The organism is Ralstonia sp. NFACC01, assembly GCF_900115545.1.
GTDB lineage: Bacteria > Pseudomonadota > Gammaproteobacteria > Burkholderiales > Burkholderiaceae > Ralstonia > Ralstonia mojiangensis.
This window is the reverse complement of record NZ_FOWV01000009.1, coordinates 132,949-147,020: the sequence shown is the minus strand read 5'-3', so window position 1 is coordinate 147,020 and position 14,072 is coordinate 132,949. Positions and strand designations below refer to the sequence as shown.

Annotated in this window: 14 protein-coding genes and 1 pseudogene; 9 read left to right on the top strand and 6 right to left on the bottom strand. The window is 66.0% G+C overall.

The features are described 5' to 3' along the window. Positions 1–32: 32 nt before the first annotated feature. Positions 33–182 (top strand): annotated as a pseudogene (locus BM136_RS21300) (type II toxin-antitoxin system MqsR family toxin); the annotation flags it as partial. 2 nt (positions 183–184) lie between these two features. Then, positions 185–586, top strand: a complete 402-nt coding sequence (locus tag BM136_RS21295) for a type II toxin-antitoxin system MqsA family antitoxin (RefSeq protein WP_092975415.1) — start codon at positions 185–187, stop codon at positions 584–586. A gap of 63 nt (positions 587–649) precedes the next feature. Here BM136_RS21295 and BM136_RS21290 read toward each other — a convergent pair whose 3' ends face one another. The 4 genes from BM136_RS21290 to BM136_RS21275 form a co-directional block, all read right to left on the bottom strand. Continuing rightward, complete coding sequence (locus BM136_RS21290) at positions 650–1,537, bottom strand: EamA family transporter (protein ID WP_092975412.1); 888 nt, start codon at positions 1,535–1,537, stop codon at positions 650–652. 395 nt (positions 1,538–1,932) lie between these two features. Continuing rightward, positions 1,933–3,573: a rhodanese-related sulfurtransferase gene (locus BM136_RS21285; protein WP_092975409.1), complete on the bottom strand. Its 1,641-nt coding sequence runs from the start codon at positions 3,571–3,573 to the stop codon at positions 1,933–1,935. Beyond that, positions 3,570–4,226: a cysteine dioxygenase family protein gene (locus BM136_RS21280; protein WP_092975406.1), complete on the bottom strand. Its 657-nt coding sequence runs from the start codon at positions 4,224–4,226 to the stop codon at positions 3,570–3,572. Before BM136_RS21280 ends, BM136_RS21285 begins: the two co-directional genes overlap by 4 nt. Positions 4,227–4,286: 60 nt before the next feature. Further along, positions 4,287–5,495 carry an acyl-CoA dehydrogenase family protein gene (locus BM136_RS21275; RefSeq protein WP_092975403.1) on the bottom strand — a complete coding sequence of 403 codons (1,209 nt, stop codon included), beginning with the start codon at positions 5,493–5,495 and terminating at the stop codon, positions 4,287–4,289. 197 nt (positions 5,496–5,692) lie between these two features. On the opposite strand from BM136_RS21275, the gene BM136_RS21270 reads away from it, so the two are divergent. Genes BM136_RS21270 through BM136_RS21240 form a run of 7 tightly spaced genes read left to right on the top strand, consistent with a single transcriptional unit; the run spans position 5,693 to position 12,708 of the window. Further along, the gene (locus tag BM136_RS21270) at positions 5,693–6,784 is read left to right on the top strand and encodes an LLM class flavin-dependent oxidoreductase (protein ID WP_092975400.1); all 1,092 of its coding nucleotides are present in this window, start codon (positions 5,693–5,695) and stop codon (positions 6,782–6,784) included. A gap of 9 nt (positions 6,785–6,793) precedes the next feature. Further along, positions 6,794–7,633: a class II aldolase/adducin family protein gene (locus BM136_RS21265; RefSeq protein WP_092975397.1), complete on the top strand. Its 840-nt coding sequence runs from the start codon at positions 6,794–6,796 to the stop codon at positions 7,631–7,633. A gap of 52 nt (positions 7,634–7,685) precedes the next feature. Next, positions 7,686–8,693 carry an ABC transporter substrate-binding protein gene (locus tag BM136_RS21260; protein WP_092975395.1) on the top strand — a complete coding sequence of 336 codons (1,008 nt, stop codon included), beginning with the start codon at positions 7,686–7,688 and terminating at the stop codon, positions 8,691–8,693. Positions 8,694–8,728: 35 nt separating this feature from the next. Continuing rightward, a complete protein-coding gene (locus BM136_RS21255; protein ID WP_092975392.1) occupies positions 8,729–9,766 on the top strand; it encodes an ABC transporter permease in 1,038 nt (345 codons plus the stop codon). Beyond that, a complete protein-coding gene (locus BM136_RS21250) occupies positions 9,760–10,560 on the top strand; it encodes an ABC transporter ATP-binding protein (protein WP_092975389.1) in 801 nt (266 codons plus the stop codon). Before BM136_RS21255 ends, BM136_RS21250 begins: the two co-directional genes overlap by 7 nt. 14 nt (positions 10,561–10,574) lie before the next feature. Next, positions 10,575–11,741 (top strand): c-type cytochrome, encoded by a 1,167-nt coding sequence (locus BM136_RS21245; protein ID WP_092975386.1) that lies wholly within the window; start codon positions 10,575–10,577, stop codon positions 11,739–11,741. Between the two features lie 25 nt (positions 11,742–11,766). After that, a complete protein-coding gene (locus BM136_RS21240) occupies positions 11,767–12,708 on the top strand; it encodes an ABC transporter substrate-binding protein (RefSeq protein ID WP_092975384.1) in 942 nt (313 codons plus the stop codon). On the opposite strand, the gene BM136_RS21235 is transcribed toward BM136_RS21240, so the two are convergent. Then, positions 12,705–13,070, bottom strand: coding sequence for a hypothetical protein (locus BM136_RS21235; protein ID WP_092975381.1), 366 nt, complete (start codon positions 13,068–13,070; stop codon positions 12,705–12,707). The two genes, BM136_RS21240 and BM136_RS21235, sit on opposite strands and share 4 nt — an antisense overlap. A gap of 55 nt (positions 13,071–13,125) precedes the next feature. Next, entirely contained in the window at positions 13,126–14,022 is an 897-nt protein-coding gene (locus BM136_RS21230) for a LysR family transcriptional regulator (RefSeq protein ID WP_092975378.1), read from the bottom strand. Positions 14,023–14,072 lie beyond the last annotated feature (50 nt).

Genomic DNA, 14,072 nt, shown 5'->3' with positions numbered 1-14,072 from the left:
ACTAGGTTAAGTTGGCGTGCATGGAAAAACCTACGCCACGCTGCTTCTACAAGAGCATGACGACGCATGCCGACCATCGCGTGTGGCAGGACGTCTATCACGCCAAGGCGAGCGACCAAGACATCTACCTGAAGCTGACCGTCGTTGATGGCGTGCTGATCGTTTCCTTCAAGGAGCTTTGAACATGAAGTGCCCGAGCTGTGGTGCCGCCGAGCTGATTCATGACACACGCGATGTGCCGTATGCCTATAAAGGCGAGACCACTGTCATCCCCTCCGTGACGGGAGATTTCTGTCCGGCATGCGATGAAATCGTGCTCGAACGTGGGCAGGGCGACCGATATGGCGAACTGGTGTCAGCCTTTCAGCGCCAGGTGAATTCGACCTACGTTGACCCAGCCTACATCACCGCGGTGCGTCGCAAACTCAATCTGGACCAACGTGAGGCCGCCGAGATTTTTGGTGGCGGCGTCAATGCGTTCTCCCGCTATGAAACTGGCAAGACGAAGCCGTCTTTGGCGCTGGTGAAACTCTTGAAGCTCCTCGACCACCACCCCGATCTGCTGGCTGAAATCAGGATGGCTTGATCGCCCCAAAAGAAAAAGCCCGCCAATGCGCGGGCTTTTTGTTGGGCGCCATCGGGGAGGCCCTCAGGCCGCCGCCCGCCGCGCCGCCCGCGTAGCCCCGGCCGTCAGTACCACCACCGCAGCCAGGATGATGCCCGTCGCGCCCAGCGTCTGCGGCGCGACCACTTCATCGGCCAGCCAGGCGCCCATCAGCAGCGCGATGGGTGGGTTCACATACACATAGCTTGTCGCCATGACGGTGGACACGCGCTCCACCAGCGCCATGTAAGCCGTGAATGCGATGGCCGAGCCGAACACCACGAGGTAGCCCCATGCAAGCGCGGCATGCATGCCGATGTGCTTCGGCCACGCTTCGCCGGTGATCAGGCTGAGCAGCACGAGCGCTACACCGCCAAAGGCCATCTCCAGCACGAACGCCATCATGCCCTTGGGCATGTCGATACGTTTGGAGAGCTGCGAGCCGAACGACCATGACGCAATGGCGGTGGTCAGCGCCAGTACGCCGACCGTGCTGGCCTGAAACTCCGCTCCGCGAAACAGCACCGCAATCCCGATGCTGCCCAGCGCGATGGCGCCAATCTCATAGGCACGCAGGCGGCCGCCGGCCAGCAGCGTCCACAGCGTGGAGAACAGCGGCATCGACGCGATCATCACCGTGGTGGCACCCGACGAGATGGTCTGCTCGGCCACCGCCGTCATGCCCATGCCGCCCACCAGCATGAACGCGCCGATCAATGCACAGTTGCGGACCTGGCGCAAGGTCGGCCGCTCTTCGGGCTGCTTGCGCTGTCGCAGGATGACCAGCGGGGCGAGCAGCACCGCAGCAGCCAGAAATCGCGAGCCCATCATCAGAAAGGGCGGCAGATCGGTCAGCGCAAAGCGGATGGCGAGATACGTTGTGCCCCACACCACGTAGGTGATGAGCAGGCACAGGGCGATGAAGGGGGACATGACGGAACCTCTGCGAGGAAGTCCCGATGCTACTCAACGCCGGCTTATGCGCAAAACGAGTTTTGTTATCGCTCGTTGTGAGCGGCGTTAGCAAGCAAGTGAGCGGAGGCGTATGTGGAGTTTGAGACCCCAATCACGGGGTTCCAGACCTCACGTTCGGGGTTACGAACCCGGCGTGCGGGGTTTTGGAACCCCATGCATGGGGTTCAGAACCTCAATGTCGGCGTTGGGACTACGAGATATCGAGGTTCTGAACGCCACCGGTCACGTTCCGAACGCCAACGGTGGAGTTCGGAACCTCAAGCGCGGCGTCCGGAACCTCAAGCGTGGAGTGTTGGAGCCCCAAGTGTCGAGTTCAGAACGCCAAGCCTGACGTTCCGAACCTGGGCGGTCGCTCAGATGACCCGGAACCCGTGCGTTCCGTCGCGCCGCAACTGCTCCACCAGACCGAACTCCCAGTCGAGATAGGCCTGCATCGCGGTGCGCGGGGCGCTCGTGCCTTCATACGGGCGGCGATAGCGGTCGATGCGGGCTGAGGCCAGATGGGTCTCGCCGGTTTCAACGGCCAGGCCGGCGGCCACCCATGCCGCGGTGCCTCCGTCGAGCACCCACACCTCGGCCTGCGTCAGCTTGGCAAGGTCGGCGGCGGCAAAGCGGGCGAGCTGGCTGGAGCCGCACGTGAGCACGTAGCGGCGTGCCGCCGGGATGCGCGCCAGCGCTGCGGGCAAGTCTGAGCGCACGGCAAACCACGCCCCCGGAATATGCCGCGCAACGTAGTTGGCGCTTCGTGTGACGTCGATGACGGCGGTGTCCCCCGCTTCCAGCCAGCCGGCCAGGGCGCGGGCGTCGACCGTGCGCACGGCCGGAGGTTGTGGAGCGGGCGTCTGCCCCGTGCCAGTGACGCTGCGCTCGCTGGCGTCGACCGGATCGACGACATAGACCTCCCAGCCCATCTGTGCGAGCCACGAGGCGGACATGTCGGCGCGCACGCCGTCGTCATCGGCCAGGACGATACGGGCGCCGCGCACGGCAGCCGTGTGGTCGGTTTCCTGCACGAGCTGGCCGCCGGGCGCGCTGGCAAAGCCGGGCAGGTGGCCGGCGGCATATTCCTCGGGCGTGCGTACGTCGAGCTTGTAGACCGTGCGGTCCGGTGTCTCGAGTTTGGCAACCTCAGCCAGCGCAATGCGCGGCACGTTGGCGCGTTCGGCCACGGCGCGTGCATCGGCCTGGGCCTGCGCGCGCGTTTCGGCAGACACGTCCTGCGGGTGACGGCGGCTGGCGCCATGGTCCAGCACCTGATCGGCCAGCAGCCAGCCGATGGTGCCGTTGCGCAGTGCCGCCACCGGGTTGGGAATGCCGGCATTCACGAGCGATTGCGTGCCGATGATGCTGCGCGTGCGGCCTGCGCAATTAACGATGACCTGCGTGCTCGGGTCCGGCGCCAGCTCGCGGATGCGCAACACCAGCTCTGCGCCCGGCACGCTCGTCGCCGTGGGGATGCTCATGGTCTGAAACTCTTCATAGCGGCGTGCGTCGACGATGACCACGTCGCGCTTGGCATCGAGCAGCGCTTTGACCTCCTGCGCGCTGAACGAGGGCGTGTGGCGGTGCGCCTCCACGTATTCGCCAAAGGCCTTGCTGGGCACGTTCACGTCCTGGAAGACTTCGCCACCGGCAGCGCGCCAGCCATCGAGGCCGCCTTCGAGCAGGTACACGCGCGTGTAGCCCAGTTCAGCCAGCTTGGCCGCCGCGCGCGGAGCAAGGTCCACGCCGTCGTGCACGCCGTACAGCACGATCAACGTATCGCGGCGCGGAATGCGCGACCACGCTTCCAGCTCTAGCCGGGAGAGCGATAGGTTGGCTGCCCACAGCGGATGCGCTTGCGCGTACGGGTCTTCTTCGCGTACGTCGATCAGCGCGATCTCCTTGCGGGACAGCAGCGCGGCACGCACCTCGGCATACGTGAGCGCGGGGACATGGGTTTCGGCCAGCGGTGCAGCGACCGGCGATTCGATGGCGTCGATGGTGGTGCTCATGATGCAGGCGTGTCCTTGGAGCGGTCCCAGAGATTGGGCAGATGGGTATTCGAATAGCCGGAGACGAAAGGCTTGCGCTCGCCGTCTTCCGTATAGACGGAGCGGTGGATGCCGCCGATGTTGCCGCCGTAGACGTGGATGCTGATCGACGTGCGATCGTCAAAGGCGTTGTGCACGCGGTGGATGTCCCCCACGCGCGGCGAGACGTGTTCTACAGCGCCCGGCTCCAGGCGGATGGCGGGGCCGTCGGGTTGCGGTTTGCCTTGCGCGTCGAGCTTGAACGGCTGCGAGTATTCAGCGCCGCGCAGCATGCCGATCAGACCCCACGTGGTGTGGTCGTGAATGGGTGTGCGCTGGCCCGGGCCCCAGACAAAGCTGACGATGGAAAAGCGCTCGCCGGAATCGGCATGCAGCAGGAACTGCTGGAAGTGTTCGGGGTGCGGCTGCGCGTATTCAGCAGGCAGCCAGTCGTCGCGGGCGACCAGCGCGCCGAGCAGGGCGCCGGCGCGCGAGAGGATCTCGGCTTCGGTCGGCTGCTGATCCAGCAGGCGCGACAGCGCGGTCACGAAATCACGCAGCGGCGCGATGGACTGGGTTGCAGGTGCCGCAGAGGAAGCAGCAGCGGAAGCGGCAGCGAGGGCGGGCGTGCTCATCGGCGGGTTCCTGATGTGGGGTTTCGGTGCATCTTGCTGGACTTGATGGGCGGCGTCCAGCTAAACCCCGAGGGCAGTGCGGCCGGCTGCCAGCAGGATGGAATCGTTCTGCGGCGTGTGGATGCGGCTGCACAGCACATCGCGATAGTGGCGCTCCAGCGGGTTGTGGCGCGACAGGCCGTGGTTACCGGACAGCTGCAGCGCCAGCTCCACTGCGCGGATGGCGTTGGTGGTGACCGTGTACTTGAGGAGCCCGCTATCCGTGATGGAAAGCGGGGCGCCCGCATCCGCTGCCTCGGCTGCATGATCGAGCAGCACGCGGTTGGTGCGCAGCGCAGCCGTAATCTCGCCCACCGCCTCCTGCATGCGCGGCAGCGTGGCCAGCGGCCCGCCCAGGTTGGCCGGTGCCCGCGTGTTCAGAAACTGGACAAGCCAGTCGCGCGCGGCCTGCGCCACCGCGTCGTACAGGCTGCCGAGCAGCACGGTCATCCACGCCTGCTGGTCGAGCTGCGCGCTGGTGTCGGCTTGTGCGGCGCCGTGTACCGGCCATTCGGCAGCAGGGCGGATGTCGACGGCATGGTCGAGCGGAATCTCCACATCTTCCAGGACGACGTCGTGGCTGCCCGAGGCACGCAGGCCGAGGTGGTTCCAGGTTTCTTCAATGCGGATACCCGGTGTTTCCGGCAGCGGGCGCGGCACGAGAAAGATCCCCACGCGCGGCTCGGCTTCATCGGTGCGGCCCCACACGGCCAGCCAGCGCAGGGCAGGGCTTCCGGTGCTGTAGAGCTTGCGGCCCCGGATGCGCCAGGTGGTGCCCGCACGCGTTGCCACGGTGGCGGGCAAGCCACCGCGTGCGGGCGTGCCCAGGTCGGGCTCCACACGCAGCGCGTTGATGAGCGCGCCTTCATTCAGGGCGGTGGCAAACACCTGTTGCCTGACATGCGCCGGCCAGCGTGTATCGGCACGTGCGATGGCGCGGTGCTGCAGGTACGTCATTGCCAGGACCAGCGCGGTGGCCGCATCGGCGTGCGCAATGGACGCAATGATCTGGCGTGCGGCCTTCAAGCTTGCACCGCCACCGCCATGCGTTTGTGGAATGACCTGCGCGATCAAGCCCGATGCATGCAGCAGCGCAAAGTTGTCGTGCGGGAAGCTGCCCTGCAGGTCGTGCTCTGCGGCGGCGGAGGCCAACTGCGGACTAACAGCGGCCAGCACTTCAGCAAGCCGGTCGGGCGGCGTAGGTAGACGATGCAAGGGCGCAGACGACATGACGGTGAAATGTGCGAAGCAGGTGATGTTGCCGCACAGCGTATCGATGTTGCGGAGCGCCGCGAACGATCGATGCCGAATATGCAGCGTTGAAATTATTCGTTAGTGCAGCGCTGGTGATGACGTAACTTCATTCGCATTCACGGCGGGGCGTGACGCCTTGCCCACCTTCTAACGATATGTAGAACGGAGCCAGCATGAGCGTCGATTTCATCGGCATGATCCAAAGCCAGAAGCAATCTGAAATTCACCCGCCCGAACCAAACGGGCCCGTGATCGACCGCGATTACGTACGTGCCTTTGCACAGGCGCACGAGCAGGCCGGCTTTGATCGCATCCTCGTGCCCCATCATTCAACGGGGCCGTCGGCCACGCTCACGATTTCGTATGCAGCCGCATTGACGGAGCGCATTCACTTCATGCTTGCGCACCGGCCCGGATTTACCAATCCGACGCTGGCCGCGCGCCAGATCGCCACGCTGGATCAGTTCACCGGTGGCCGCCTGGGCGTGCACTTCATCTCGGGCGGCTCCGACAGCGAGCAACGTCGCGATGGCGACTACCTTGACCACGACCAACGCTACGCGCGCACCGACGAATACCTCGGCATCCTGCGGCGCATCTGGACAGAGTCGAAACCGTTCGACCACGAGGGCGCGTTCTATCGCTTCGAGCAAGGTTTCTCTGAAGTGAAGCCCGCGCAGAAGCCCCACGTGCCGATCTACTTCGGGGGGGCTTCGGACGTAGCCGTCGAAGTGGCCGGCAAGCATGCCGACGTGTATGCGCTGTGGGGCGAATCGCTCGACCAGGTGCGCGATCTGACGACGCGCGTGCGGGCCGAGGCCGCCAAGCACGGGCGCAGCATCCGGTTCTCGGTGTCGTTCCGCCCGATCCTGGCCGAAACGGAAGACGCCGCCTGGGCACGGGCAGAGAGCATCCTTGAGCGGACCCGCGCGCTGCGTGTGCAGCAGGGCTACAGCCGAGGCGGCCCGCAACAGAGCGAGGGCGCACGCCGCCTGCTCGCGGCGGCCGAACAAGGCGAGCGCGTCGACAAACGTTTGTGGACGGCCATCGCCAAGGAAACTGGTGGACGTTCCAATTCCACCGCGCTGGTCGGCACGCCGGAGCAGGTGGCCGATGCGCTGCTCGACTACTACGACCTGGGCGTCACCACCTTCCTGATCCGCGGTTTTGATCCGCTGGAAGACGTGGTGGATTACGGCCGCACGCTCATCCCGCGCGTGCGCGAGCTGGTCGCGCAGCGTGATGCGCAGCGCAAGGCCGCGTGAGGCCCGGGCATGAGCGCAGTCCTTTCCATCGAGCGCCCGGCATCGTCCACGCTCAAGCTGAACAGCACGCCGCAGCAGAAATTCTGGTTTGATCCGCCCGCCCCGCGGCCGACGCTCGAGGCCGAGCGGCGCCATCGGCAGGAGCGCCTTGCGGGCGCGTTCCGCCTGTTTGCGCGGCACGGCTTCGACCTCGGGCTGGCGGGGCACATCACCGCACGCGATCCGGAGTTGACGGACCATTTCTGGGTCAACCCGCTGGGGGTGCATTTCTCGCGCATCAAGGTGTCGGACCTGCTGCTTGTGAACGCGCGTGGCGAGACCGTTGTCGGCAACCGGCCGCTCAACAAGGCGGCGTTTGCGATTCATGCGGCGATTCACGAAGCGCATCCGCACATCGTGGCTGCGGCGCACACCCATTCGACCTACGGCAAGGCGTGGTCGACGCTGGGCCGGCCGCTGGATCCGCTCACGCAGGACGCGTGCTCGTTCCATGAAGACCATGCGCTGTTCGACGACTTCACCGGCATGGTGGTCGATTCCGGCGAGGGCGAGCGCATCGCGCAAGCGCTCATCAAGCCCGACGGCGGTACGCACAAGGGCGTGATCCTGAAGAACCACGGCATCCTCACAGCCGGCCCGACGGTGGAAGCCGCAGCGTGGTGGTACATCGCGCTGGACAACGCTGCTCACACGCAACTGCTGGCCGAGGCCGCGGGCACACCACAGCCCATCGATCCCGCCACGGCGCGCCACACGCACAGCCAGGTGGGCGGGCAGGAGGGTGCGCTGCACGCATTCGAGAGCCTTTACGCCGGCCTGGTCGCGGCCGAGCCGGATGTGCTCGATTAAGAAGCCGTCGCCTGACAAAACAGATCGAATACATCATCACGGGGAGCATTCAATGAGCGAAGAGACTGCGGGCATCTCGCGCCGCAAGATATTGCACGCAGCAGCCGCCACCGCGCTGGCTGCACCGGCATTGATCCTGGGCCGCAAGGCCTACTCGCAACAGCGCAAGCTGACGTTCGCGTGGAACCAGAACTCGTTTTGCCTGACGCCCATCGTGGTGGCGCAGGAGCGCGGCTTCTTCGAAAAGAACGGGCTGCACGTCGACCTGATCAACTACAGCGGGTCGACCGATCAACTGCTCGAATCCATCGCCACCGGCAAGGCTGATGCGGCAGTCGGCATGATTCACCGCTGGCTCAAGCCGCTGGAAGCGGGTTTTGACGTGAAGATCATCGGCAGCTCGCATGGCGGCTGTGTGCGGCTTGTCGGCTCCAAAGCGGCAGGTGTCACGAACCTGGCGGCGCTCAAGGGAAAGACCGTGGGCGTGAGCGATCTTGCCGCGCCGGGCAAGCACTTCTTCACCATCCTGCTTGCCAAGAACGGTATTGACCCGGACAAGGACATCACTTGGCGCCAGTACCCGGCCGACCTGCTGGGCGTGGCGGTGGACAAGGGCGAGATTCAGGCGATTGCCGATGGCGACCCCAACCTTTTCCTGCTGGAGAAGCGCACGAACGGGGCCTACGTGGAGCTGGCCACGAACCTCTCCGGTGAATACGCACGCAAGGTCTGCTGCGTGATCGGCGCACGCGGCGAGCTGGTCCGCAATGACCGCCCGACGGCATCCGCATTGGCGCGTTCGATTGTGCAAGCCACGGATTTCGTCAACGAAAACCCGAATGAGGCCGCCAAGGTGTTTGCCAAGTATTCGCCCAAGGTGGCGCTGGACGACTTGCGCAAGCTCTACGCCACGCTCACGTACACGCATCACCCGACCGGCATCGACCTGCGCGACGAGATCGCCTTCTACGCAGAAGACTTCCGCCGCATCGGCGTCATCAAGAAGACCACCGATCCGCAGCGCCTGGCGCAGCACGTGTACGTGAATGTGCTGGCCTGATACATGGCGCGTAAGCAGATGAGGAACACATCGACATGAGCACCATCCCGCAAACACTGGAGGCGCCCGCCGCGCTCTCCAACCCATTTGCCGATGCCGTCGAGCGCGGAGGGGCATGGCGCACCGGCGCCGTGGCCGCATTGGCCTGGGCCGCCTTCGGCCTGCTGACGTGGCGCTGGCCCAACCACGTGGTCGGCTTCAGCGATTGGGCATTCACGGCGGAGCTGGGCGTTGCCGCGTTGATCGTCGGCATTGCGCTGTTCGTGGTGGCGTTGGCGGCGGGTCTTGTGACCCCGTTGCGCCCCGTGCAGGAAGCGCTGCAACCGGCGGGGCCATGGCTGATCGCCGTGCCTGCGGTGCTGGCGTTGTGGGAGGTGCTGACCGCCAAGTCCGGCGCATTGCCCACACCGTTCTTTGCGCCGCCGCAGGCGTTGATCGAGGTCTATTTGGAAGACTGGCCGCGTCTGGGCGACAGCGTGCTGAATACGCTCAAGCTGCTCGGCATCGGCTATCTGCTCGGCGCGTTGACGGGCTTTCTGGTAGGCGTGTCGATCGGCTGGTCGCGGGCGGTGGGCTACTGGGTGCATCCGGTGCTGCGCATTCTGGGCCCGCTGCCGGCGACGGCGCTGTTGCCGCTCACGTTCTACTTCTTCCCGTCGAGCTATTCGGCGGCGGCTTTCCTGATCGCCCTGGCGGCCGGCTTTCCGGTGGCGGTGCTCACGTGGTCCGGCGTGGCGGGCGTGAGCAAAAGCTACTACGACGTTGCCCGCACGCTGGGCGCATCCAACGCATTCCTGGTGCTGCGTGTGGCGATTCCGGCAGCGCTGCCCCAGGTGTTCGTGGGTCTGTTCATGGGGCTGGGCGCGTCGTTCACGGTGCTGGTGACGGCGGAGATGATGGGCGTGAAGTCGGGCCTCGGCTGGTACCTGACCTGGGCGCAAGGCTGGGCGTCGTACGTCAACATGTATGCCGCGCTGATCGTCATGGCGCTGCTGTTCTCCAGCATCATCACGCTGCTCTTCAAGGTGCGTGACCGCGCGCTGGTCTGGCAGAAGGGGACGCTGAAATGGTAGCCGTGCTGGAACGCGAGGCCCCGCCATCTGCGGCCACAGCCGGGGCGCGTATCGACGTGCAGGGCGTCAGCCACTGGTTTGGCAGCCGCGCCAATCCGCTGCAGGTGCTCGACGGTGTGAGCCTGACCATACAGCCGGGCGAGTTCGTTGCGCTGCTGGGGCCAAGCGGTTGCGGCAAGTCCACGCTGCTGCGCTTGATTGCGGGGTTGGAGCCACCCACGCGCGGCCGCATTCTGCAGGACGATGCGCCTATCAACGCGCCGGACCCATCCCGTGTGGTCGTCTTCCAGGACCCGACGCTCTACCCATGGCGGCGCGTGTGGGACAACGTCGCGCTGGGCCTGCAAGCGCGCGGCGTGCTCAATGCAGAGCTTGACCGCGTGGACGACGCGCTGGAACGCGTGGGCCTGGGCGGCTTTCATCGGGCGTTTCCGCATGAGCTGTCGGGCGGCATGGCGCAACGTGTGGCGCTGGCGCGTGCGCTGGTCAACGAACCGCAGTTGCTGGTGCTGGACGAGCCGCTGGGCAAGCTGGATTCACTCACGCGGCTGGCCATGCAGAGCGAGCTGGTGACGCTGTGGCAACGCGCGCGCTTCTCGACCGTCCTGGTGACGCACGATGTGGAGGAGGCGCTGTTCCTGGCGCAGCGGGTGGTCATCTTCAGCCCGCGCCCGGCGCGCATCACGGCGGAACTGACGGTGGATCTGCCTTACCCGCGCCATCGCGGCGACCCGCGCTTAAGCGCGTTGCGGCACGAGGCGCTCGGTCATCTCGGCTTGGGCGAGACCTGGTAGATGGCGGCACCATCATGAGCGGACCGGAACCGACGGTCTGGCTCAACGCGCTGCTTGGCTTTCTGCAATGGGCGCAGCATGGCGTGCTGGTGCTGCTGCACACGCTTGGGCTCGCTGGCGAGGTGCACGGGCAGCCGGCATGGCCGTGGGACGTGCGCATCGCCGGCGAAACCCTGCTGATCGATCTTGGGCAAGCGCGGCAACTTGGCCTGACGCTCATCGCCGTAACGCTGGCTTTGCTGGCCATCGTGATGGCCGTGCTGGTGCGCCGCTGGCGGGCGGTGTTGTCTGGTGCCGCGGTAGGCCTTCTGGTGGCGGCGCCGTGGCCGTCGGCGGTTGTGCTGGCGCCCGCCGTGCCGACGAGTTTCCATGTCAGCCCAACGGCGTTTTCGGTGGCGTCGATCACGCACGGTACGCGCCTCTACAGCGCCGCCTGCGCAAGCTGCCACGGTGCAGACGGCCGAGGTGAAGGCCCGTTGGCCGCCACGCTCACGCGCTGGCCCCCCACGGTGGTCGGCCCGTTGCTCGGCCGTCATGCCGATGGCGAGCTGTTCTGGCACATCGCCCACGGCATGCAGGACACGCAAGGTGCGTCGACCATGCCCGCATTTGCCGGTCGACTGAGCGACGCCGATATCTGGGCGGTACTCGACGCCATGAAGGTGCTGGCCGCGCGTGGCGGCGTGCGCGCCGGCGGCTGGCCGCTGCCGGTGGCGCTGCCCGCGTTGTCCGTGCGCTGCGGCGATGCGCCGACTCAATCATTGGCGGCGTGGCGCAACGGCCAGCGTGTGCGCGTGGTGGCGGTGGATGTTGCATCGACAAACGGCATCCCGCTGGAAGATCCGCGTTTCCAGACGTTGCTCATCACGCCGGATGGCACGTTGCCATCGCACCCGGGCGCTTTCCAGGCGCGTTGCGTGGCAGCAGAGGCAGACGCGTGGAACGTGTTCGCCGCTATTGCCGGCGCCGAGCCACAAGCTTTTTCCGGCACGCAGTTGCTGGCTGACCGCAACGGCTGGTTGCGCGCGCGCGGTGCGCGGGGCGCGACGTGGTCCGACGCTGATTTCCTGTGTACCTCTGCCGCACGGGGCGCCGCTCGCAGCACAAGCGGCCTCGATTCCTTGATCGCCCGCATGGACGCCGAACCCGTGCGCTATGTGAAAGGCGGCTTCATCCACTGACCCTCGACCGCATCGCTCCATCACCATGCCGCACCATCGCCGACGTTTTCTGCAATCCACGCTGGCACTTGCTGCCGCGCCTGCCTTGTCCATCGCGCAACCCCGTCTCGTGCTCAAGGCGGGCGACCAGAAGGGTGGCCTGCGCGCGCTGCTGGAAGCGGCCGACGCGCTCAAGGGCGTGCCGTACGACATCCAGTGGACCGAGTTTCCGGCGGCCGCACCGTTGGCCGAAGCGCTCAATGCGGGCGCTGTCGACCTCGGCCCGATAGGCGATGCGCCAGCCATCTTTGCCTTGGCGGCGGGTACGCGCATCAAGCTCATCGGCGCCAACCGATCGGACCCGTACGGCACGGCGGTGCTGGTGCGGCCCGATTCTCCGTTGAAGACCGCGGCAGATCTGAGGGGCAAATCAATCGGCACCAACCGGGGGTCGATTGGGCATTTCGTTGCGCTCAAGGCGTTGGAATCCGCAGGGCTGGGTCCGGACGATGCCAACTTCCGTTTCCTGCCGCCGGCGGATGCCAAGCTTGCGCTGGTCAACGGGTCGATCGATGCGTGGTCAACGTGGGAGCCCTACACAGCGATGGCCGAAACGGCCAAACATGCGCGCGTGCTCGTCAACGGACGAGGGTTGTGGTCGGGCCTCAGCTACCTGGCAGCGACCGACGCTGCGCTGGCGGTCAAGCGCGACGCACTGCGCGATTTCCTGCAGCGCGTGGTGCGCGCGCAGGTGTGGTCGTACCAGCATGTCGACAGTTTCTCGGCCACGCTGGCCCGCATCATCGGCATCGCGCCGGAGGCCGCGCGGCTGCAGTTCGCACGGCGGCAGACCGTGTGGCGCGCCATCGATCCGCAGCTCATTGCGGAACAGCAGCGCACGGCCGATTTCTACGTGAAGGTGGGCCTGCTCAAACAGCGGCTGGAGGTGGCCACCACGTTTGACACGGGGTTTCCGCTGATCGCCTAGCGGGTGTTGCCCGAATGGGATTCCGCACTGGGCCGAGAGCCGCCATGCGGGCCGGCAGTACCCGGCGCTTCTGCGACGTTCTTGGGCAGGTTGGTGGCCGGCGTGACGGCATCTGGCGCGTTGTTGCCGCCCTTGCCAAAACGCGCTGCCAAACGGTCCTGCACTGCGGTCAGCTGGACCTGCTCCTGCGCTTTCTGGGCGCGCTCCGTCTCGGCCTGCTGGGCAGCGGCGGCTTGCTCAGCCGGCGTGGGCGGCGGCAGTTTGCCGTGAGCGGGATGCGGCAGCGCAACCACGGTCAAGCCGATGGCCGATGCGGCGAGCCACAGGGCCGAGCGTGGAATGTTGTTGGGTGTCTGGGGCATGGCGGTCTCCGGGTGGGGATCGCCGTGGCTCCAGCAAATGCGGTGCCGCGTGAGTTCAGCGCCCCTCGGCTAGCGCGTTGTGCAGCACCGTCTTGAGCACGTTGAACACGGGGTTGTCGTTGTCCTTGCGATAGGCCATCCAGAGTTCAACCGGCTTGGCCGGCGTGGTGCGCACCGGGCGATAGACGACGCCCTCGAAGTGCAGCATGGCCGCCGCCGCCGGGATGAGCGCTACGCCAATGCCTGCACGCACCAGCGCCAGCATCGAGTGGATCTGGCTGACGTATTCGACGATGTCGGGCAGCACCTCTGCGCGTTCCAGCAGGCCGCTCACCATCTGGTGGAAATAGCGCGCCTCGTATGGCGAATACATGAGCAGCGGCTGGCCTTCGCAGTCGCGCAGGCTGGGGCGTTGCGGCCAACTATCGGCCACGGCTTCCGGCAGGGCGATCACGAGCGCTTCCTGCGAGCACGGCACGGCAATCAGCTCGCCGTGCTCCACCGGCGGGCGTAGCAGGCCGACATCGATTTCGCGCGCATCCAGCGCCGAGAGCTGCGCGCCGCTCACCATTTCTTTGAGCGTCAATCGCACGCCGGGTGAAGCCGCCCGCACGGCGCTCACCAGCGAAGGCAACTTCCCGTAGCCAACCGATGCGGTAAACCCGATCGCCAACTGTCCGGCAGCGCCCGTCGCGACACGCCGGGCCGTGGCGGCCGCTTCGTCCGCCAAACGCAGGATGCGCGACGCATCGGGCAGGAAACTGCGCCCCGCAGCGGTCAGCTTGACCGAACGGCTGTTGCGCTCCAGCAGCTCTGTCCCGACTTGGTGTTCCAGCAGGCGGACCTGGCGTGACAGCGGTGGCTGCGTCATGTGCAGACGCTCCGCTGCGCGCCCAAAGTGCAGTTCTTCGGCCACGGCAACAAAGCAGCGAAGTTGGCTGAGTTCAAACATCGATTCAAAACCTGTATGGATTGAGTCAGTGCTTATCTTGGATGGGAAAG